At 36.1% G+C, this 22,539-nt stretch carries 20 protein-coding genes; 10 read left to right on the forward strand and 10 right to left on the reverse strand.

Annotated features, from left to right (window positions below; translation table 11 throughout):
* Positions 1 to 54 precede the first annotated feature (54 nt).
* The 9 genes from trpS to ileS form a co-directional block, all read right to left on the reverse strand.
* Positions 55 to 1,023, reverse strand: coding sequence for a tryptophan--tRNA ligase (gene trpS, locus BLS98_RS20955; RefSeq protein WP_089739129.1), 969 nt, complete (start codon positions 1,021 to 1,023; stop codon positions 55 to 57).
* Positions 1,024 to 1,144: 121 nt separating this feature from the next.
* Entirely contained in the window at positions 1,145 to 2,005 is an 861-nt protein-coding gene (locus tag BLS98_RS20960) for a hypothetical protein (RefSeq protein WP_089739225.1), read from the reverse strand.
* Position 2,006: 1 nt separating this feature from the next.
* Entirely contained in the window at positions 2,007 to 2,717 is a 711-nt protein-coding gene (locus tag BLS98_RS20965) for a hypothetical protein (RefSeq protein WP_089739131.1), read from the reverse strand.
* 26 nt (positions 2,718 to 2,743) lie between these two features.
* Entirely contained in the window at positions 2,744 to 3,388 is a 645-nt protein-coding gene (locus BLS98_RS20970) for a SanA/YdcF family protein (protein ID WP_089739133.1), read from the reverse strand.
* Between the two features lie 14 nt (positions 3,389 to 3,402).
* A complete protein-coding gene (locus BLS98_RS20975; RefSeq protein ID WP_045501324.1) occupies positions 3,403 to 4,044 on the reverse strand; it encodes a lipoprotein signal peptidase in 642 nt (213 codons plus the stop codon).
* Positions 4,044 to 4,241, reverse strand: coding sequence for a DUF2683 family protein (locus BLS98_RS20980; protein WP_089739135.1), 198 nt, complete (start codon positions 4,239 to 4,241; stop codon positions 4,044 to 4,046). Before BLS98_RS20980 ends, BLS98_RS20975 begins: the two co-directional genes overlap by 1 nt.
* Before the next feature lie 18 nt (positions 4,242 to 4,259).
* Positions 4,260 to 4,505 (reverse strand): DUF6576 domain-containing protein, encoded by a 246-nt coding sequence (locus tag BLS98_RS20985; protein ID WP_089739137.1) that lies wholly within the window; start codon positions 4,503 to 4,505, stop codon positions 4,260 to 4,262.
* A 78-nt stretch (positions 4,506 to 4,583) separates the two neighbouring features.
* Entirely contained in the window at positions 4,584 to 4,964 is a 381-nt protein-coding gene (locus BLS98_RS20990; RefSeq protein WP_045501318.1) for a TraR/DksA family transcriptional regulator, read from the reverse strand.
* Between the two features lie 59 nt (positions 4,965 to 5,023).
* Positions 5,024 to 8,419 carry an isoleucine--tRNA ligase gene (ileS, locus tag BLS98_RS20995; RefSeq protein ID WP_089739139.1) on the reverse strand — a complete coding sequence of 1,132 codons (3,396 nt, stop codon included), beginning with the start codon at positions 8,417 to 8,419 and terminating at the stop codon, positions 5,024 to 5,026.
* A gap of 446 nt (positions 8,420 to 8,865) precedes the next feature.
* On the opposite strand from ileS, the gene BLS98_RS23725 reads away from it, so the two are divergent.
* The 3 genes from BLS98_RS23725 to BLS98_RS21010 all read left to right on the forward strand — a co-directional run bounded on the left by BLS98_RS23725 (position 8,866) and on the right by BLS98_RS21010 (position 12,605).
* Positions 8,866 to 10,554, forward strand: coding sequence for a M23 family metallopeptidase (locus BLS98_RS23725; protein WP_089739142.1), 1,689 nt, complete (start codon positions 8,866 to 8,868; stop codon positions 10,552 to 10,554).
* 85 nt (positions 10,555 to 10,639) lie between these two features.
* Positions 10,640 to 11,932, forward strand: coding sequence for a flexirubin biosynthesis putative acyl-CoA ligase FlxY (locus tag BLS98_RS21005; RefSeq protein WP_089739144.1), 1,293 nt, complete (start codon positions 10,640 to 10,642; stop codon positions 11,930 to 11,932).
* Between the two features lie 64 nt (positions 11,933 to 11,996).
* On the forward strand, positions 11,997 to 12,605 hold the full coding sequence (locus tag BLS98_RS21010; protein WP_089739146.1) for a hypothetical protein: 609 nt from the start codon (positions 11,997 to 11,999) through the stop codon (positions 12,603 to 12,605).
* 29 nt (positions 12,606 to 12,634) lie between these two features.
* Here BLS98_RS21010 and BLS98_RS21015 read toward each other — a convergent pair whose 3' ends face one another.
* Positions 12,635 to 13,885 carry an NAD(P)/FAD-dependent oxidoreductase gene (locus BLS98_RS21015; RefSeq protein ID WP_089739148.1) on the reverse strand — a complete coding sequence of 417 codons (1,251 nt, stop codon included), beginning with the start codon at positions 13,883 to 13,885 and terminating at the stop codon, positions 12,635 to 12,637.
* 98 nt (positions 13,886 to 13,983) lie between these two features.
* On the opposite strand from BLS98_RS21015, the gene BLS98_RS21020 reads away from it, so the two are divergent.
* The 7 genes from BLS98_RS21020 (at position 13,984) to BLS98_RS21050 (ending at position 22,288) form a co-directional block, all read left to right on the forward strand.
* Positions 13,984 to 15,504 (forward strand): flexirubin biosynthesis tyrosine ammonia-lyase FlxA, encoded by a 1,521-nt coding sequence (locus BLS98_RS21020; protein WP_181575076.1) that lies wholly within the window; start codon positions 13,984 to 13,986, stop codon positions 15,502 to 15,504.
* Positions 15,505 to 15,583: 79 nt separating this feature from the next.
* Positions 15,584 to 16,315: a flexirubin biosynthesis SDR family reductase FlxB gene (gene fabG / locus BLS98_RS21025; RefSeq protein WP_089739152.1), complete on the forward strand. Its 732-nt coding sequence runs from the start codon at positions 15,584 to 15,586 to the stop codon at positions 16,313 to 16,315.
* Positions 16,316 to 16,422: 107 nt separating this feature from the next.
* Positions 16,423 to 17,643 (forward strand): beta-ketoacyl-[acyl-carrier-protein] synthase family protein, encoded by a 1,221-nt coding sequence (locus tag BLS98_RS21030; protein ID WP_089739154.1) that lies wholly within the window; start codon positions 16,423 to 16,425, stop codon positions 17,641 to 17,643.
* Positions 17,644 to 17,647: 4 nt separating this feature from the next.
* The gene (locus BLS98_RS21035) at positions 17,648 to 17,902 is read left to right on the forward strand and encodes an acyl carrier protein (RefSeq protein ID WP_047377388.1); all 255 of its coding nucleotides are present in this window, start codon (positions 17,648 to 17,650) and stop codon (positions 17,900 to 17,902) included.
* Between the two features lie 105 nt (positions 17,903 to 18,007).
* Positions 18,008 to 18,892, forward strand: coding sequence for an LpxL/LpxP family acyltransferase (locus BLS98_RS21040; RefSeq protein ID WP_089739156.1), 885 nt, complete (start codon positions 18,008 to 18,010; stop codon positions 18,890 to 18,892).
* Positions 18,893 to 19,067: 175 nt separating this feature from the next.
* Entirely contained in the window at positions 19,068 to 20,585 is a 1,518-nt protein-coding gene (locus BLS98_RS21045) for a phytoene desaturase family protein (RefSeq protein WP_089739158.1), read from the forward strand.
* A gap of 11 nt (positions 20,586 to 20,596) precedes the next feature.
* A complete protein-coding gene (locus BLS98_RS21050) occupies positions 20,597 to 22,288 on the forward strand; it encodes a C45 family autoproteolytic acyltransferase/hydolase (RefSeq protein ID WP_394331782.1) in 1,692 nt (563 codons plus the stop codon).
* The last annotated feature ends 251 nt before the right edge of the window (positions 22,289 to 22,539 follow it).

Below are 22,539 nucleotides of genomic sequence, written 5' to 3' on the forward strand. Positions count from 1 at the left end.
AAATCGGCTGCCTCAGAATTGAGACAGCCGATTTCTTATATCTAAAGTTTAGAATTAGTATCCTAAGCTTGTTCTTACTCTTCTAAGAGTTTCCAGAGCAATCGGTTTTGTTTTTGCAGCACCTTCCTGAAGTTTAGCCTCTAGTTCATCAAGATTGTTCATGTAATAATTGAACGTTTCTCTTTCTTTCTCAAAACGAACTAAAATAAGATCTAAAAGCTCTTTTTTCGCATGACCATATCCGAAGTTACCTGCTAAATATTTTGCTCTTAATTCCTCAGTCTGCTCAGACGTAGCAATAAGCTCATAAATCTGGAATGTTTTATCAGTTGCAGGATCTTTAGGCTCTTCTAAAGACCTAGAATCAGACTCAATACTCATCACCTGTTTCTTCAATTCTTTTTCAGGCAGGAAGATATTGATGATATTTCCCATTGATTTAGACATTTTACGGCCATCTGTTCCCGGAACATATTTGGTGTCTTCCTGAAGTTCAGATTGTGGAAGTACAAAAACTTCACCCATCTGGTTGTTAAACCTTGAAGCTACATCTCTTGCAATTTCCAAATGCTGAAGCTGATCTTTTCCTACAGGAACTATCTCTGCATCATACAGTAAAATATCTGCAGCCATCAAAATAGGGTAGGTAAACAAACCGGCATTTACATCCTGAAGTCTGTCAGCCTTATCCTTAAATGAATGCGCTAATGTTAATCTTTGAAAAGGGAAAAAACATGATAAATGCCAAGATAGTTCACAGGTTTCAGCGATATCACTTTGTCTGTAGAAAAATGTTTTTTCGGTATCTAATCCACAAGCAAGCCAAGCCGCAGCAATCTCGTAGGTATTCTGTCTTAAAGTCTGCGCATCTTTAATCTGGGTAAGAGTATGAAGATTCGCAATAAATAAAAATGATTCATTTCCTTCCTGCTTAGAAAGTTCGATAGCAGGAATAATAGCCCCTAATAAATTTCCAAGATGGGGTGTTCCGGTGGCTTGAATGCCGGTAAGAATTCTTGACATTTGTTTAAAATTTATATTTAAAAATTAATGAATTGCAAATTTACGCAAAATTACTTTCTAATTGCGTTATACTATTCGATTCCTACTCTTTTCTTTAATGAAGAATTCTGGATCAATAAACCTATTTCTTTAATTCAATTTTATAGATAAAAGTAAGAACCTTGAAATGCCACAGTGTTAAAGTTTGTTCTGCTAATATAGTATCATTTTCGGAACCAATAATGAGACAATCACGGAATGAACGCATAAATTGTGACCAATATTCACCTTTAGAATCTTTAAGTAAAAAATAAAAACCAGCATCACCAAATTTTTTTCCTGAAGAATCTAAAATCAGTTCTCCATTTTTTCCGACGCTAGGAGTCATCAACACGGTTGCATTCCCATTGGGTAAAGGAAATACAGCCTTTACGCAAGTTTTTCCTGACGGTAAATTGCTGATGCCATAAACTCCGGAATAGATAACCTGCCCGGTCGATTCAATAGAACGATACCAAAACGTGTATTTTATTTCATTGGTCTTGGGATCGGTAAGGTTGATGATTTCGCTTTTTAGAGATTCTGAACCGTCAATTTCTTTTGTAGGAATATTCAGTTGGTTAATTCTATTACTGAATAATTTATTAATTAAAATTCCAAAAAATTTGAAATATGGATTCCATTTTATAGAAAAATTTAAGTTATGATTTGAGGTGTTTTCATAGAAGTCAATCACATTTTTGGATAAATTGGAGAACTCATCTTCAGATAAGTTAAGCTTTAGCATTGAAGGAATAATACCTTTTACTTTTGAGTCTTTTTCTACAATTAGATTTTCTTTTTCTGCAAATTGATGAATAAAATCCTCACTCATTGCATTCAAATTACCAAAAGGTCCCATTAGCCAGAGAGAGTCTTCAGGCTTAATTTTTCTTCCACGCAGAATTACCCATTGTTGAGTAAACCAGTCCTGGAATTTCTGTAGAGGATAAGCAAATCCCATTTTAGTTGTTTTTGAGATATGGAATAATGTTGTGTTGCCCATTCCATTCCCCAAATTCTGAAATAGGTTTAAAGCGCAAAGTGGTAAATTCGAAATGAAAATCTTTTCGATCTCTTTCTTTCATTGCGTTGGCGTGCCTTTCTGGTTTTGGAACTTTGCTATGTCCATGAACCATATCAGTCATTTCTTTTTGATTTTTCCAAATTGAAAAAGTGGAAATGGTATTAGGGAATTTGATGGAGGCCAAAGATAAAGTTGTTGCCGGATGGTCTCGAACTAATTTTTCAACAGGTCTTCCCCAATGAATAAATCTAGGGATTTCCAAAAATTTCATTCTGGCAATGGTAACTGCAACGACTGGCGAATTCGGATTTTCAAATTCTGCGGTTTCATCAGGAATTTCAAATTTGTTGAATTTTCCCCATTTTCTCATAAAAGTTAATCTTGTGTGCCAACCTTCAGATAAAATTTTTCCTAAACTGTCTTTAGCTAAAAAATTTTCGATATCACTTTCATCTTCCCATTGTGCAAATACAGCGATTTGTCTTATCAACATTCGGGAGGGTGAAAAAATAGGAGAGCCTAAAGTCATCACCGTCATAATTTCTGCGTGAATTAACCCTGAGATATTTCTTGACTTTGGTGAAGAAAAAAGAATTCTGAGTGCAGAAAGGTAATCTGTTTTTACTAAATGATACGTGAAGACACTCATTTTTGTGATTGTATTTGTTTTTAATACTAAGGAATAATAATCTTTTCCCCACCAAATTTCGGCTCCACTCCAAATATCAAATCCCAATATACCTTAGCTTTGGCAAGATACTCTCTTAAATTGGTCTTTAAACCTGCATATTTATTCACATCTTCTGCATTATACCCAAAGGCCTGTATTCCGTTTTTCTGGGCAAGGAAGACCGCTCTTTCGTTGTGAAACTTTTGAGAGATGATCGTCAGTTTGGTTTGGCCAAAAATATCTTTAGCCCGCACCACTGAATCCAAAGTTCGGAATCCTGCATGATCCAGAATGATTTTATCCTGTGGAATTCCCCGTTGTACAAGTGCAAACTGCATATCTTCAGGCTCATTGTAATCCTTACTGCTGTTGTCTCCACTTACGATAATGTATTGAATTTTTCCGCTTTTGTACAGAGCGGTAGCCGCTTTAATCCTGTTATAGAAGTAGGCATTGGGCATTCCGTTGCTTAACGTTTTTCCAGTTCCCAATAGTAGTGCAGTTTTTGCTTCCGGTACATCAGCAATATTGTAAGATACAGAAGCTGCGCTGTCCTTTTTAATGTTGTAATTGGCCCAGGCAATAAAAATAATTCCTGCGACCAGAAGAAGCAGGAAAAATTTAAAAATATTTTTGATTGTTTTTCTCATTCGAAATACATCTGTTAGAATTCAAGTCCGTTAGGGAATGCTTTTTTTCTGAAGATTAATAAGAAAGCAGCTCCTACAGTAATTGCTGAATCGGCAACATTGAAAATATATTTAAAGAATTCAATATGCTTTCCGCCTATGATAGGCCAGCTATCCGGAACATACCAGTCTACTACCGGGAAGTGAAGCATATCTACAACACATCCTTTCATAAAAGTGGAATATCCTTGCCCAAAAGGAACAAATTTTGAAACTCCGCCGTAGCCAATCCATCGGTCAGTGCTGGCGTCATAAACCGTTCCGCTGTCGAAGATCATTCCGTAGAACATTCCGTCAATAAGGTTTCCGATAGCTCCGGCAAAGATGATCGCCATTGGAACCAACAGATAGTTGGAGGCTCCTTCTTTCAACCATTTTTTAAACATATAAACCATTCCTCCGATCAGGAAAATCCTTAGAATAACAAGGAAGTATTTCCCGATAATGCCACCAAAATGAAAGCCATAAGCCATTCCTGGATTTTCAACAAAAGTTTTATTAAAGAATCCTTCTATAACCGGAATACTCTCATTCAGTTCGAAATGAGTTTTAATATAAATTTTTGAGGCTTGGTCTATCAACAACACCAAAAATGTGATAGCTAAGATCTTTTTCATTACTGTTGTCCTTTAGGTTTTGAAGGTTTTGCAGCTGGTTTTACATTCTTATTATCGCTAGCTTTCTTAATCACTTTTTGTCCGTTATATGAACTTTTCACGTGAGCTTTCTCAAATTTAATGTTCATTTCTTTCAAAACACCTTTCAGTGCGTTAAGCTCCATTGCATTTTTTGGATGTACTATGATTGATTCCATTTCTTAGTATTTAATTTTTTACATTTTGGACAATTCGTCGAGTCTTTTCCTATCTTTTTCAGATAGATCGTTGATCCCATTTTTGCCCATCTTACTCAACAATCTGTCTATTTCTTTCTCCCGGTCACGTTTATCAGAATTAAACTGGTCATCAATGGTGTAGTAAGTGTGCTTCTTTGGAGAAAATCTATTCTTGATCCATTCTCTGTTGAAAAAAGCCAGCACTACTGCCACAATGATTACCAAAATCAATACTTCGCTCATGGGTATACATTAAAAATTAGGTTTATAAAGTATCCACAGATACAATATAAACCCAATATTATTTTACAAACCTTACGGCTATTTTTGCATGTTTTTCGCTTCGATGCTTAAGGTAGCATGAGGAACGGCTAAAAGTCTTTCCTTAGGAATTAATTTTCCTGTTACTCTACAAACACCGTAAGTCTTGTTTTCGATTCTGATTAAAGCATTTTTCAGATCACGGACGAATTTTTCCTGTCTTCCTGCAAGAATAGAGTTCTGCTCTTTGCTCAAAGTTTCTGCACCTTCCTCAAATGCTTTGAATGTAGGTGAAGTATCATCAGTCCCATTATTCTGGTCATTGATGAAACTTTCTCTGATTAGCTGAAGATCTTTCTCTGCTTTTTCTATTTTTTCTTTTATGATCGCTCTAAATTCCTGTAAATCAGCATCGCTGTATCTAACTCTTTCGTCTGACATATTCTTTTCTCTTTTTTAATAAAATTATGAAATGGAATTTGAAATACAATAACTACATGTTAATTTTTTTCGACATTTATCTTAAAATTAACTTCATCGATTTCGATTTCGTTAAAATTTGAAAGTGAAGATACAATTTCTATTTTATTTGACAAGACCTCGGAAGAAATATATTCCTCATTTTTCTTAATATCTTCAAGGAAAGGTGAATTTTCTTCAATGGAGATATTAATTCTGTCTGTCAGTTCAAAATCGTTCTCTTTTCGCAGGTTTTGAATTCTGTTAATAAACTCTCTTGCAATACCTTCTGATTTTAACTCATCGGTTAACGTCAAATCTAGTGCCACAGTTGTTTTACCATCGGAAGTTACAGTCCATCCCGGAATATCTTTAGTAGAGATTTCCACATCGTCAAGTGTGATCTCATAGCCCTGAACATCCAGTTTTCCTGCTTTTTCAAGAGCGGCAATCTGTTCTGTGGTAAGATTAGCAATCTCAGCACCAACCACCTTCATATCTTTTCCTAATTTAGGACCAAGCGCTTTGAAGTTTGGTTTTATCTGCTTTACAATTAAGTGAGATGCTTCCTCAGCATTAATTAACTGTAATTCTTTCACGTTTACTTCCTGCTTAATAAGGTCTGCAACAGCAAGAATCTGCGCTTCTGTTTTAGCATCCAATACAGGAATCAATACTTTTTGTAATGGCTGACGAACTTTTACGTTTTCTTTCTTTCTTAAAGAGAAAACCATACTCGTAATGTTCTGAGCTAAGTGTGTTTTTTCAACCAAATCCTGATCAATTAAACTTTCATCAGCAACCGGGAAGTCTGTTAAGTGTACAGATTCACAGTTTTCTTTTCCTGTTACTTTATTTAAGTCCTGATATAATTGATCCATAAAGAACGGAGCAATAGGAGCAGATAATTTTGCTACTACTTCAAGACAAGTATATAAAGTTTGGTAAGCAGAGATCTTGTCATCAGAATAATCTCCTTTCCAGAAACGTCTTCTGCATAATCTTACATACCAGTTACTCAAGTTATCGTTTACGAATGTATTAATCGCTCGTGCTACTCTTGTAGGTTCGTAATCTTCGTAGAATGCTTTTACATCTTTTATCAATAAGTTCAGCTCAGAAAGGATCCATCTGTCGATTTCAGGACGGTTTTCCACTTCTTTTTCTGAATAGTTGAATCCATCAACATTCGCATATAATGAAAAGAATGAATATGTATTGTAAAGAGTTCCAAAGAACTTTCTTCTTACTTCATCAATTCCTTCGATATCAAATTTCAGGTTTTCCCAAGGGTTTGCATTCGAGATCATGTACCAACGTGTAGCATCCGGTCCGTAAACAGAAAGCGTTTCGAATGGATCTACTGCATTTCCTAAACGTTTTGACATTTTCTGTCCGTTTTTATCCAAAACAAGACCGTTACTCATTACATTTTTATAGGCAACAGAATCAAAAACAGCAGTTCCAATCGCATGAAGCGTATAGAACCAACCACGAGTCTGGTCAACACCTTCTGCAATGAAGTCAGCAGGGAATGCCTTGTTGCTGTCAATCATTTCCTTGTTCTCGAAAGGATAGTGCAATTGAGCATACGGCATAGAACCTGAATCGAACCAAACGTCGATCAAGTCGCTTTCACGCTTCATTGCTTTTCCGGAATCAGAAACCAATACAACTTTATCTACTACATTTTTATGAAGATCAACCAATTCATAGTTAGATTCAGACATATTTCCTACTTCAAAACCTTTGAATGGGTTTTCAGTCATGAAACCTGCCGCAATAGATTTTTCAATCTCGTTGTAAAGTTCCTCTACAGAACCGATGATCTTTTCTTCTTTTAGATCCTCTGTTCTCCAGATTGGCAACGGAATACCCCAGTATCTTGAACGGGATAAGTTCCAGTCGTTTACATTTTCTAACCAGTTGGCAAAACGTCCTTCTCCGGTAGCTTTTGGCTTCCAGTTGATTTCTTTGTTCAGATTAACCAATCTGTCTTTTACAGCAGTCATCTTCACAAACCATGAATCCAACGGATAGTATAATACCGGTTTGTCAGTTCTCCAGCAGTGTGGATAGGAGTGAACATATTTCTCTACTTTGAAGGCTTTGTTCTCTGTTTTCAACAAGATCGCCAATTCTACGTCCCAAGATTTCTCAGGCGCAGTTCCTTCATCGTAATATTCGTTCTTGATATATTTTCCTGAGAATACTTCAGGTACATTTTCTCCTTGAAGGAATTTACCTTGTAGATCTACCAATGGAATAAGGTTGTCATTCTCATCCTTTACCAACATTGGAGGGATCTCAGGCTGAGCCATTTTAGCTACTCTCGCATCATCAGCACCAAAAGTAGGAGCTGTGTGTACGATACCTGTACCATCTTCAGTTGTTACGAAATCCCCTAAGATTACTCTGAAAGCATTTTCAGGGTTGTCATTAGGCGTAAACCAAGGAACTAATTGCTCATATCTTGTATCAACAAGCTTTTCTCCGGTAAATTCTTTTAAAATTCTAAATGGAATTACTTTAGTTTCCGGAGTGTAGTTGGCAAAATCTTCGTCTGTACCTTCAGCATATTTCTTACCGAATACTTTAGGTAAAAGAACGCTTGATAATACAACCGTTACCGGCTCAAATGTATATTGGTTGAATGTTTTAACGACAACATACTCAATATCTCTACCTACTGTAAGGGCCGTGTTGGATGGCAACGTCCAAGGGGTCGTCGTCCATGCAAGGATATGTACATCTCCGTCAACATCGTTGAATAAAGCAGATGAATCTTTCTTCACTTTAAACTGAGCAACAACCGTAGTGTCTGAAACATCACGATACGTTCCAGGCTGGTTTAATTCGTGAGAAGAAAGTCCTGTTCCTGCTTTTGGAGAGTAAGGCTGGATTGTGTACCCTTTATACAACAAGCTTTTGTCATATAATTGCTTCAACAACCACCAAACGGTTTCCATATATTTTGACTTGTACGTGATGTACGGATCATCAAGATCTACCCAATATCCAATTTTTTCTGTAAGGTTATTCCATACATCGGTATAACGCATTACAGCTTCACGACAAGCTTTATTATAATCTTCAATAGAGATTTTTTTACCAATATCTTCTTTAGTAATTCCTAATTCTTTTTCTACACCCAGTTCCACAGGAAGACCATGCGTATCCCAGCCAGCTTTACGGAAAACCTGTTTCCCGTTTTGAGTCTGGTAACGGCAGAAAATATCCTTCAATGCTCTTGCCATTACGTGGTGAATTCCAGGCATACCGTTTGCTGAAGGCGGACCTTCATAAAAAACAAACTCAGGATTTCCCTGACGAATCTCAACACTCTTATTGAAAGTTTTATTTTGTTTCCAAAATTCCGCTACATTCTCTGCTACGTCAATAAGGTTGAGGTTTTTGTATTCTTTAAATTGGCTCATTGTAAATATCTCAATATTCGTTGATAAATTAAGTCTGCAAATTTACTAAATTTTGTCGGTTTATAAGATATGTTTTCTGTAGGTAATTTCTATTAAAAACTTCAATTTCAGAAATATAAATGAAAAGAGGAGGGAAAAGTGAATAATGAAGAGCAAATGAGTGTATATTTTATGCCTTTTGATATGAAACTCTGCTGAGCTTTTTCATGTATTTTCAATCAGGTGAAATTCAATAGAAGCGGGCTTTAGCCCGCGTAAAAAATAGAAAAAAACCATTGGCTTTAGCCAAAACTTAAATTATAATCTCTCGCAGATCAAACAGATTTCGCAGATTGATCCATCATCATCTGGGATTAAAAATAAAAACATCCCATCTGAAACAGTACAATAGCACGATCATTGCTTGAAATCTCGTATATTTAAGTAGAACTAAACCCAAATGCTGTATGAAAATTTTCTCCAAACTGATAGTTGCTATTTGTTTAATCACTACAATTATCACACAGGCCCAAAATAACTATCCACAAAACTATTTCCGTAACCCACTGAATATTCCTATGCAGTTGGCTGCCAATTTTGGTGCGGTAAGAACCAATCATTTTCATATGGGATTGGATCTGAGAACGAATAGTCAGGAAAACTTATCTGTATTGGCTGCAGCAGATGGCTATGTAAGCCGGATAAAAGTAGAACGTTACGGCTTTGGAAATGCGGTATATATCACCCATCCGAATGGTTTTACTACAGTCTATGCCCATTTGAATAAATATTTTGATAAGCTTGATGAATATGTAAAGGAGAAGCAGTACAAAGACGAAAAATGGGAACAGGATATTACATTCCAGCCCGGACAGTTTCCGGTTGCAAAAGGACAGCTTATTGCTTTGAGTGGAAATACAGGAGGTTCAGCAGGACCACACTTACATTTTGAAATAAGGGATACCAAAACAGAAGAATGTCTTAATCCACTATTGTTTGGATTTAATATTCCGGATTCTGTAGCTCCTATTATCAGTGGGTTGTATTGGTATGACCGCAGATTCAGCACTTATGAGCCCGGAGCTAATGGGATTGCTGTTAAAAAAGTTGGAAATACTTATACTGCTGATGTTGTAAAAGTTAATTCTCCAATGATAAGTTTTGGAATTAAAGCCGTAGATAAAGCCAACCAGGGATTTAATCTGGGGATTTATAAGGCAGAAATTTTGATGGATGGAAAGTTAATCTACGGTTTTAGCATTGATAAGATAAGCTATGATGATACCCGCTATCTGAATGGTTGTATAGATTACACTAAATTCATCAGAGATAAAGTAGGAATTCAGCATTTATCTTCATTACAAGGGATGAAACTGCAAAATTACAGTGTGCCCAATCTGTCAGGAATTATCAACCTTCTGGATGAAAACGTTCACAATATTGAAATTGTTTTGAAAGATGTAAAAGGAAATACCAGCCGATTAACTACAAAAGTTCAGTTAACTAATGCCGGAAGCGGAATTGCAACTTCCGGAAAAACGATTTTACCTAATGAAGGGAAAACTCTTACCACTGAAAATGCAGAAATCAACTTCAGTAAAAATGCGATGTATGATGCTGTAAATTTTAATATGTATGAAAAAAACAGTGGTAATGAAAACACTGTTTCCAATACCATTGTTTTGCAGAATCCATATCTTCCGGTTCAGGATTATTACACCTTGAAAATAAAACCTAACAGGAAGCTTTCCAAAGACGAAAAAGACAGAGTAGTGGCTTTGTTTAATTATGGAAGTGATAAAGATGCCGTAAAAGTAAAATGGAATGGTGACCAGGCAGAAGCTCAGTTCAACAGGTTGGGCACTGCGGAATTGATATTGGATAACAGCCTGCCATCAGTTTCATCAAACTGGAAAGAAGGTGCTATTGTAAACGGTGGTTCTTTACGGTTAAAAGGAAGCACAAAAGTAGGTGATATTATTTCATTCAGAGCTGAATTGAATGGGAAGTGGCTACGATTTGCCCGGGTAAAAAATGATTTTGTCTCTATTTTTGATGAAAAATGTCCAAAAGGTTCAGGTTCTCATACTTTAAAAGTAACTACCATTAATAGTGCAGGAAATACCAATATACAGACCTTTACGTTTCAGAGATAAATGATTGGGAAGGTATAATCTTTTGATCTTTTACTGTTTCAATCTTCTAATTTTAAATAAATTTGTCCTTTAAAAATTAAAATCATTGGAATTTCACCCGTTTATCGAAAAATCGAGCACTCAGGAAATAAAGGCGTTTCAGGAAGAAAAACTTCAGCAGCTTCTGGCTTACCTTGAAGAGAACTCCCCTTTTTATCAGAGGCTGTTTAAAGAAAAAAACATCCATGTTGGAGAGATTCGGAGATTGGAAGATCTGCAGAAGATTCCTACTACATCAAAAAATGATTTGCAGCAGTATAATCATGACTTTTTCTGTATTTCACCAGATAAAATTGTAGACTATAGCACAACTTCAGGAACTTTAGGGGATCCGGTGACCTTTGGGTTATCTGATGGAGATCTTGAACGGCTGGCCTACAATGAAGCGATATCTTTTGCCTGTGCCGGGATTCAGAAGGGAGATGTAGTCCAGATGATTACTACCATCGATAAACGCTTCATGGCAGGACTCGCTTATTTTTTAGGATTAAGAAAAATGGGAGCCAGTGTTGTCAGAATGGGGCCGGGAATTCCGGAACTGCAATGGGATTCTATTTTCAGATATAAACCGAAATACCTGATTACTGTACCATCATTTTTACTGAAAATGATTGATTATGCAGAAAAACATGGGTTGGATTATAAAAATTCAAGTGTTTACGGGGCTGTATGTATTGGAGAAAGTATCAAAAATCAGGATTTTACAGATAATATTCTTTCTCAGAAGATTAAAGAAAAGTGGGATATCAAGCTCTTTTCTACCTATGCTTCTACAGAAATGAGTACTGCTTTTACAGAGTGTGAGTTTCAGATTGGAGGACATCATCATCCTGAGCTGATTATTACAGAAATTCTGGATGATGAGGGAAATATTGTAAAAGAAGGTGAAAGCGGAGAACTTACCATAACCACTTTGGGAGTAGAAGCCATTCCTTTGCTGAGATTTAAAACAGGAGATATTGTAAAAGCCCATTACGAACCATGTCAATGCGGAAGAAATACACTTCGGTTGGGGCCGGTGATCGGAAGAAAACAACAGATGATCAAGTATAAAGGAACAACATTGTATCCACCTGCCATGAATGATATTCTGAATGATTTCAACAATATTCTGTGTTATCAGATTGTGATTCAGGCTAATGAAATCGGACTAGATGAAATTATCATCAAGTTAAGTACAGATCAGGAAAATGAAAAATTTGTGAATGAAGTAAGAGACCATTTCCGTGCGAAATTAAGGGTGAGTCCAAAAATTGAAATCATCAATTTTGATATTCTTTCTAAAACTGTTTTCAATCCAAATAGCAGAAAACCAATCACTTTTATTGATTTAAGATAAAATTGAATATAAAGAGAGTGGGAGCTTTCTTTTATTATATATTTAAATAGCAAAACTAATACACATGAAAAAAATATTGTTGCTGACCTTGCTTACCATGATGGTAATGGCTTTCGGACAGGAGAAAATGGAACTCATTTCAGGAAACTTTCAAGCCTTAAAAGATCAGAAAGAAGTGAATGTAGAGCTTAAATTTGATAATGTATTGTTTATGAAAGAAAACTTTACAGAAGCTCAATACCTGGAAAATAGGAAAGAAGATGTTCTTGCTAATCCTAAAAGAGGAAAAGAAGCGTGGAAACAATGGATTGGAGAATGGGAACGATATAAAAAAGAAGAGTATATCAATCATTTTATAAAAGGGTTGGGCAAATACTATAAAGATGTCACATTTAAAAAGGATGGTTCAGCTCAGTATACTTTGATTGTAGATACAAAATGGCTTTTGCCGGGCTGGCATGGCGGACTGATAGTGATGGAAGCGCAAATAAGCGGAACAATAAAATTGGTGGAAGCCGGTAACCCTTCCGTGGTTTTAGCTGAAGTGGCTTTGAACCAATTTGATAAATTTATTCAAAGTAAAGATGAAGTCATGGAGTATGGAAGAATTGCCACGGTATATGAATCAACAGGAAGGTATCTTGGAAAAGAAATAAGAAAATCCGTAAAATAAAAAGCGGTCTGAAATTCAGACCGCTTTTTTTATTCTTGAGTTTGTTCTTTTTCCAGTTTGATGAGGTTGGCAAGATTTTTAACCACCGTATCATGCTTTTTCACAAAAGGATTGTCTTTGTTCCAAACATATCCCGCTAATACAGCACATATCTTTTTCTTTACATCCGGGTTTTCAGGTTGATGGAAGAATAATTCCTGAAGATTTCCGGTGTACCATTCTTTTACATAAGTAGTGAAGACATCCACACCATATAAAATATAATCTGTGTACTCTGTTTGCCAGTCGATTTTTTCACCATTCAGCTGTCTTAATGCCAGTTTAGCAGCCAGCATTCCTGATTCTGTAGCGAAAGCCATTCCAGAAGAAAAAACAGGATCAAGAAATTCCGAAGCGTTACCGGTTAAGGCGAATCCGTCTCCGAATAATGCTTTTACAGAACATGAATAGTCTTTCAGGTGTCTTGGTTCAAAAAGGAACTCTACATCACCAAAACGTTTTACATAATAATCTGAAAGGGAAATTGCTTTTCTTAAAGCCTCGGCAGCATCTCCGTTCTCAGATAATTGATCAATATATTCAGTTGGGCCTACAATCCCTAAACTTGTATTTCCATTGGAAAAAGGAATTACCCAAAGCCATACTTCGGTTTCAATAATATCAAAAGAAATTAAAGTTCCCTCTTCACCAGGTTCTCTGTTAGTGTCATTTACATGGGAAAAGATAGCAGAATGAGGTGAAAGTTTTGAAGGTTTTTCAAGATCAAGCAAACGAGGTAAAACTCTTCCGTAACCGCTTGAATCAATCACGAATTTTGCGTGGATTTCTTTAGTTTCTCCTTCTTTAGTTTTTACGGTTGTGATAGAATCTGTTCCATTGAATTTGATATCGATAACTTCCGTTTCAAATTCAAGGTCTACTCCTTTATTAATCACTTCCTGAGCCAGGGTATTATCAAAATCAGCTCTAGGAACCTGCCAGGTCCAGTCCCAGCCTTCCCCGAATTTATTGCTGAAATCAAAAATGCAGACTTCGTCACCACGAAGGAAACGGGCACCCAGTTTTTTTTCAAAGCCCATTTTATCCAGTGCAGGGAAAAGTCCCGCCTCGTCAAAGTGGTCCATTACCCTTGGAATTAAGCTTTCACCAACTACCAGCCTTGGGAATTTTGTCTTTTCGACAACTTTTACGCTGACGTTATTGTTCTTTAAGTATGATGAAGATACGCATCCGGAAGGTCCAGCTCCGATTACAAGAACGTCAACAAATTCTTTGCTCATCTTTGATTTTTTATTTTAATAATAACTTTTATCTTTGCCGCAAAATTAGTGACAAATAATTAATATTTTACAAAATTATCAACTATTACTTTTAATTGATGAAAATAAATAACTTTTTAGAACTGAAAGACTTTCAAAAAATTATCATTGGGAATGAAAAAATAGAACTGGATGAATCACTTTTATCAAGAGTGAATACAAGTTTTCAGTTTTTAAAGGAGTTTTCAAAAAATAAAGTAATATATGGTGTGAATACCGGTTTTGGGCCTATGGCTCAATTCAAGATCAGTGATGAGGATACACACCAGCTTCAGTATAACCTTATCAGAAGCCATTCTTCAGGTATCGGAAATCCTTTGCCTGCTGAGGAAGTGAAAGCTTGTATGCTGGCAAGAATGAATACCTTATCATTAGGAAACTCAGGAGTACATGAGTCTGTTATTTATCTTCTTCAGGAACTTATCAACAGAGATATTACGCCGTTGATCTTTGAACATGGAGGAGTAGGAGCAAGCGGTGACCTTGTTCAGCTGGCTCACCTTGCTTTGGTATTGATTGGAGAAGGAGAAGTTTTCTACAAAGGAGAAAGAAAATCTACTAAAGACGTTTTTGAAATAGAAGGGTTACAGCCAATACAAGTTGAGATCCGTGAAGGGCTAGCTCTAATGAACGGAACTTCAGTAATGTCAGGAATTGGTATTGTAAACGCTTATAAAGCGAATCAGTTAACAGATATTTCTATTAAGCTTTCTTGTGCCATCAATGAAATTGTTCAGGCTTATGACGATCATTTATCAGAAGCATTAAACGGAACAAAAAGACATTACGGTCAGCAGAAAGTAGCAGAAAGAATGCGTGCTCATCTTGCAGACAGTAAGCTGATCAGAAAAAGAGCAGACCATTTGTATACTCACTTTGAAGAACAGGAAAAAGTATTCAAAGAAAAAGTACAGGAATATTATTCTTTAAGATGTGTTCCACAGATTTTAGGCCCGGTATTGGATACATTAGAATATACAGAGAAAGTTCTTGAAAATGAGATCAATTCTGCCAATGATAACCCGATCATCAATGTTGAAGATCAACATGTTTATCACGGAGGAAATTTCCACGGAGACTATATTTCTTTGGAAATGGACAAACTGAAAATTGTAGTAACCAAGCTTACGATGTTGGCTGAGAGACAGTTGAACTATCTTTTAAATGCTAAAATCAACGAAATCTTGCCTCCTTTTGTAAATTTAGGTAAATTAGGTTTCAATTTCGGGATGCAGGGGGTACAGTTTACAGCAACTTCCACTACGGCGGAAAGCCAGATGTTGTCTAATCCTATGTATGTTCACAGTATTCCGAATAATAACGATAATCAGGATGTTGTAAGTATGGGAACCAATGCAGCGGTTATCTGCAGAAAGGTCATTGAAAATGCCTTCGAAGTATTAGCCATTGAAGCCATTACTATCGTTCAGGCTATTGAATATCTTGGTTTCCAGAATGAGATTTCATCATCTACAAAAGAACTGTATGATGCGATCAGAAAAATAATTCCTGCATTTTCAGATGATATGGTCATGTATCCGTATCTGGAGGAAGTAAAGAAATATTTAAAGGCAATGTAATTATTAGCTCTCATCAATTGTCTTTAAAAAAGAAAAACAAAGTAACTTAAAAAAACTAAAACAAAATAAACACTAACGCATGAAATGTGCAATTGTAACAGGAGGCTCCAGAGGAATCGGGAGGGCAATCTGTATAAAACTGGCTGAAGAGAAGAACTACCATATATTAATTAACTACACTTCCAATGAAGCTGCAGCAAAGGAAACTTTGGCTAAAGTAGAAGAATTAGGAGCTAAAGGAGAAATTCTTAAGTTTGATGTAGGAAATACCGAAGAAGTACAGCAGGTATTAACAGCATGGCAGGAGAGTAATCCTGAAGCTGTGGTAGAAGTTATCGTTAATAATGCCGGAATTACGAGAGACGGGTTGTTTATGTGGATGCAGAAAGAAGACTGGAGTAGTGTAATCAACACCAGTTTAGATGGTTTCTTCAATGTTACTAATTTCTTTATTCAAAAATTGCTTCGTAATAAATACGGAAGAATCATCAATATGGTTTCAGTATCCGGAGTAAAAGGAACAGCTGGGCAAACGAACTATTCCGCAGCTAAAGGAGCATTGGTAGGGGCTACAAAAGCTCTTGCACAGGAAGTTGCTAAAAGAAATATTACTGTAAATGCAGTAGCGCCAGGGTTTATCAAAACTGATATGACTCAGGAGTTCAATGAAGATGAATTGAAAGCAATGATTCCTGCCAACAGATTTGGTGAAGCAGAAGAAGTTGCAGATCTTGTAGCGTTTTTAGCATCCAGAAAATCTTCATACATTACAGGAGAAGTCATTAATATTAACGGAGGAATTTACTCATAAATAATCTAACAATATACCAATGTATCAGTGTACCGATGTTGATTGATTGTCAATGAAAATTAGGTTACATTGCTAGACTGTTACATTGTTAAATTCAATATAATCAAATGGAAAATAGGGTTGTAATTACCGGAATGGGAATTTATTCCTGCATCGGGACGTCTTTAGAAGAGGTCAGGGAATCCCTATATCAAGGAAAATCCGGTATTGTCCTGGATCAGGACAGAAAAGAGTTCGGTTTCAGATCAGGACTTACAGGAACTGTTCCAAAGCCTGATTTAAAGAACCTTTTGAACAGACGCCAGCGTGTAAGCATGGGAGAAGAAAGTGAATACGCTTATCTTGCTACCCTTGATGCCTTGAAGCAGTCCCATCTTGATGAAGGCTTTTTAGATGCCCATGAAGTTGGGATTTTATACGGAAACGACAGTGTTTCTCAGGCAGTAGTAGAGTCTATTGATATTGCAAGAGAAAAGAAAGATACAACATTGATGGGATCGGGTGCGATTTTTAAATCAATGAATTCAACAGTAACCATGAACCTTTCTACGATCTTTAAGCTGAAAGGAATTAATCTTACCATCAGTGCAGCCTGTGCAAGTGGCTCACATTCCTTAGGATTGGCTTATATGATGATTAAGAATGGTTTTCAGGATATGATTATCTGTGGTGGTGCTCAGGAAACCAACAAATACTCTATGGCCAGCTTTGATGGATTAGGTGTGTTTTCAGCAAAAGAAGACGAACCTACAAAAGCATCACGGCCTTTTGATGTTGATAGAGATGGTTTAATTCCAAGTGGTGGAGCTGCTTCTTTAATTGTTGAAAGTCTGGAATCTGCTCAAAAAAGAGGAGCTCCTATCATTGCTGAAATTATAGGTTATGGTTTCTCATCAAACGGCGGGCATATTTCAACTCCAAACGTTGATGGGCCGGCTTTAGCAATGGACAGAGCCTTGAAACAATCCGGATTGAAAGCTTCAGATATCGATTATATCAACGCTCACGCAACTTCCACTCCTATTGGTGATGCCAATGAAGCCAAAGCCATTTATGAGATTTTTGGAAGTGAAGTTCCGGTAAGTTCTACGAAATCCATGACGGGACACGAGTGCTGGATGGCTGGTGCAAGTGAAGTTATTTACTCAATTCTGATGATGCAGAATGATTTTGTAGCTCCGAATATTAACCTGGAAAATCCTGATAATGAGGCTCAAAAGATAAATTTAGTCTCCAAAACAAAAAATCAAAAAATTGATGTATTTTTGTCGAATTCTTTTGGGTTCGGGGGAACCAATTCTGCACTAATAGTTAAAAAATTTGATTAAAAACATGGAAAGGGAAAAAATTGTTGCTATTGTTAATGATTTTCTTGTAAACGAATTTGAAGTTGACGGAGACGAAATCAGTAATGATGCCAACCTTAAAAATACACTGGGACTAGACAGCTTAGATTATATTGATATGGTCGTAGTGATTGAATCCAATTTCGGAGTGAAATTAGGAGAAGCAGACTTCAAGAAAATGGTAACATTTGATGATTTCTATACAACGATTGAAAATAAAATCGCTGAAAAAAACGCATAGTTATTAAGTAATCTATATTCCTTACAAGGTACCAATGTAATAATAGAAGAGGATGCTCACAGATATTATTACATTGGTACTCTGTTATATTAGCAAACTGTATTTATGAACAAGTGGAAAGGTAAATCTAAAGGGACGGTTCTGGGCTACAGAATATTCGTCTGGTGTATTAGAAATATCGGCATCAGAAGTTCATATTGCGTATTGTACTTTGTGGCTGCTTATTACGTTCTGTTTCAGAAAAAAAGCAACCAATACATTCTCTATTACTTCCAAAAAAGACTTAATCTTAGCTATTGGAAAGCCAAGCGCTCCATTTTTAAAAGTTACTTCACATTCGGGCAGGTTCTGATTGATAAAACGGCTATTTCTGCCGGCTTGAGAGAAAAATATACCTACGAATTTGATGGTATTGAAAACCTGAGAAATCTTTTGGCTGCCAAGAAAGGAGGAGTTCTTATCAGTGCTCACATCGGTAACTTTGAAGTCGCGGAACATTTCTTTGCAGATATTGATTTTGACTGTCAGATCAATCTGGTCACTACAGATCAGGAAGTCACTGTTATTAAGGAATACCTGGAAAGTATCTCTGTAAAAGAAAGCAATATCAAATTCATTTATGTTAAAGAAGATATGTCGCATATCTTTGAGATCAATCAGGCATTATCCAATAATGAACTGATCTGCTTTACCGGAGACCGTTATTTTGAAGGTTCAAAATTCTTGGAAGCTGATCTGTTGGGGAAAAGTGCCAAGTTCCCGGCAGGGCCATTTCTTATCGCATCCCGATTGGGTGTACCCGTTGTCTATGTTTACGTAATGAAAGAAAACAATCTTCATTATCATTTGTATGCAAGAGTCGCTCAGAATATCAAGAACAGAGATTCTCAGGGGCTTTTACAGTCTTATGTTCAGAATCTTGAAACCATGGTGAAAAAATATCCGCTTCAATGGTTTAATTATTTCGACTTTTGGGATGATATTGATTAATTTTTCTATTTTTATTCCCTAAAAACTAATAGAAATTCAAAACCATTAAGAAATCCGGAGAAATTGAAATTTAAAAAGGTATTGCCTAAATAGGATTTCCTTGTATAGTAACGGGAAGATAATATCTGAGTTTCTTAAATTCCCAATATCTTAATTAAAAAAAGCACACCCTCTTTTGAAAAAAGAATATGACATACTTGTAATCGGCAGCGGATTGGGAGGTCTTGTTTCGGCTCTTGTTTTGGCGAAAGAAGGTCTGAAGGTTTGTGTGCTGGAAAAAAATAACCAGTATGGTGGAAATCTCCAGACTTTTTCAAGGGATAAGCTTATTTTCGATACCGGAGTTCATTATTTGGGAGGGCTTTCAAAAGGCCAGAATCTGAACTGTTTTTTCTCCTATCTGGAGATCATGGATGAACTGGAACTTCAGCAAATGGATGAAGACGGATATGACAGAATTTCCTTTGGAGATGAAAGCATTGAATATCCACATGCCCAGGGTTATGAAAACTTTGTAGAACAGCTATCTGCCTATTTTCCTGAAGAAAAGGAAAATCTTGAAAATTATTGTGAAGAAATTCAGTATGTATGTAAACAGTTTCCAAGATATAATGTCGTAGGAAAGGAGAATTACAATGAAGAAATCCTGCATTTAAATACCAAACGATTTATTGAATCTGTTACTCAAAATAAAACGCTTCAGGCAGTCTTACTAGGTTCCAATTTCCTGTATGCGGGAGATTCTGAAAACGTTCCTTTTTATGTTCATGCTTTAACGGTGAATTCTTACATACAAAGTGCTTATAAATGCGTAAAAGGGGGAAGCCAGATATCAAAGTTATTGATTAGAAAACTTCGTCAGTATGGAGCTGAAGTTCACAAGCATTCAGAAGTTTCCGAATTTATTTTTAATGAAAATAATACCCTCAATTCCGTAAAAACAAAGGTTGGGAAAGAATATTCCGCTAAGCGGTTTATTTCCAATATTGAAATACGTTCTGCCATTAAGCTGATTGGAGAAGAAAGACTGAAAAAATCTTTTCTGAACAGGGTTTTAAGCTGGCAGCCGGTTTCATCCTGCTTTAGTGTATATCTTGTTTTGAAACCTAAGTATTTACCCAATTTTAATTACAATATCTATCATTATTCTTCGGAAGATCAGGTCTGGAATGCATACCGTTACCATAAAGAATCCTGGCCGGAGACTTATATGCTTTCGTCTACACCATCAAAACATCATCCTGAGTTTGCAGAAAGCCTCACCGCTATTTCTTATATGGATTTTGATGAGGTGAAACAATGGGAAACAACAGTCAATACCGTAGTAGATGAGCATGAAAGAGGAAAACAGTATGAAAGGTTCAAACTGGAAAAGACTGAAAAAATGATTGATGCTTTGGAAAAGAAGATTCCTGGCTTAAGACATGCTATTCAACAGATATATACTTCTTCTCCTTTATCTTACAGAGATTATATCGGAAGTTTTGACGGAAATATGTACGGATACATGAAAAACTCAGATAATCCTCTAAAAACAATGGTTTCACCCCGTACAAAAATTGATAATCTGTTTCTCACAGGACAATCTGTCAATATGCATGGAATTTTGGGGGTCACCATTGGCGCATTCAATACCTGTGCTGAAATTCTGGGAAAAGAAACTATTGACAGCCGTTTGGAACCAATGACCTAATAAAAACAACCGTGAACAAAACTAATATCCAATACCTGTCATATAAAAGGCTATTCATAGGCTTCCTTTTTTTCTTTCTTCTGAATTCCTGCGGAGTATCAGACTCTATTCATCATCTTCCTGATGTAAAACAATATACCCTGGAGATTCCGAAGGTCAATAAGATCAATGATAGTACATTCAGTTATAATCGGAATTTTCTTACCAAAAATAAACAACAGCTTTGGGAGCTTTACATTAAAGGAAATCCTTTGCAATTAGGGTATAATAACGGAGCACTAACTCAGGATCTGATGCAGAAGCAGGAGGGAATATTCTTTTCCAAAGTGGAAGGTTTTGTGCCTTCAAAGTTTAAACAGAAGCTTTTAAATACCTTCTTAAAGTGGTATAACCGTAAAATGTATCTCAATGTAAGAGAAGATTATCAGGCAGAATTGTATGGCTTATCTCAATATTCGTCTGATCAGTATGATTTTATCGCACCAAGATACCTGAGAAACTTATACTTACATGGTGCTCATGATATTGGACACGCCATGCAGGACCTGGCAATGGTGGGCTGTACTTCTTTGGCGGTCTGGAATGAAAATACGGAAGATGGTGATATGCTGATTGGAAGAAACTTCGATTTCTATGTGGGAGATGAATTTGCTCAAAATAAACTGGTTGAATTTGTGGAACCTGAAGATGGAATTCCCTATATGTCTGTGAGCTGGCCGGGAATGATAGGTGTGGTTTCCGGAATGAATAAAGAAGGGATTACAGTTACAATCAATGCCGGGAAATCAAGGATTCCTTTAACTGCAAAAACTCCTATTTCTCTGGTAACAAGGGAAATTCTGCAATATGCTAAAACCATCGAAGAAGCTATTGCTATCGCCAAAAAAAGAAATGTTTTTGTTTCAGAATCAATCTTAGTGGGAAGTGCACATGATAGAAATGCTGTAATTATTGAAGTTTCACCGAAAAACTTCGGAGTATATAGGGTTGAGAATACTAGCAGAGTGCTTTGTACCAATCATTTTCAATCTGATGTTTATAAAGATGATATAAAAAACCAGAAGCAGATTGAGGAAAGCCATTCGGCATACCGCTATGAGAAGCTTCAGGAACTCTTACAGGAAGAGGAAAAACTGAACCCGGAGAAGATTGCTTCCATTTTAAGAAACCGGTCCGGACTAAAAGATAAAAGTATAGGCTATGGAAATGAGAAAGCCTTAAACCAGCTATTGGCTCATCATGCAGTTATATTTTCACCTGAAAAGAAATTGGTCTGGGTATCTTCCAATCCTTATCAGTTAGGAGAATTTGTATGCTATGATCTTAATGAAATATTTTCTGGGAAGGATTTACAACCCATGAACTTCTCAAAATCACAACTCAATATTCCTCGTGATCCCTTTGCAGATTCAGAAGAATTTGAAAACTATGAAATATCCAGAATGCTGAGCAAAGAAATTAATGAAGCTACAGATGGGCGGGATATTGCATTTGCAGATGGATTTTTTCCTTATTATCAATCTTTGAATCCTGACTTCTGGAAAGTATATTTTTTGAGTGGAAAATATTATTATCACAAAAAAGAATATGCTGAGGCAAAGGCAGAATTTGAAAAGGCTCTTACTAAAGAAATAACTACCATACCGGATCGGAAAATGGTTGAAAAATACCTTAATAAAACCAATAAGAAGACGAATAAGTAATTAGAATATTACGTAAATAACTTCTGAGCTTTTCTGTAAATGTTTTGATTAGGGAAGCTCAAGTATTCGATAGAGCACATCATGTAAAAATTCAAAATAGGTCAGACTTAATTGTTGTAAAAGGATCATTATTATTTTTAAAAAAAATAATAATTAATTCAATAGCAGGAAGTGAAAACTCAATTTTTTTAATATTTGAGTTTTTTTTGTAGTGTTATTTACGGTAATTCTTTGTTTTTTTTAACAAATAT

Source organism: Chryseobacterium jejuense, from assembly GCF_900100075.1.
Taxonomy (GTDB): domain Bacteria; phylum Bacteroidota; class Bacteroidia; order Flavobacteriales; family Weeksellaceae; genus Chryseobacterium; species Chryseobacterium jejuense.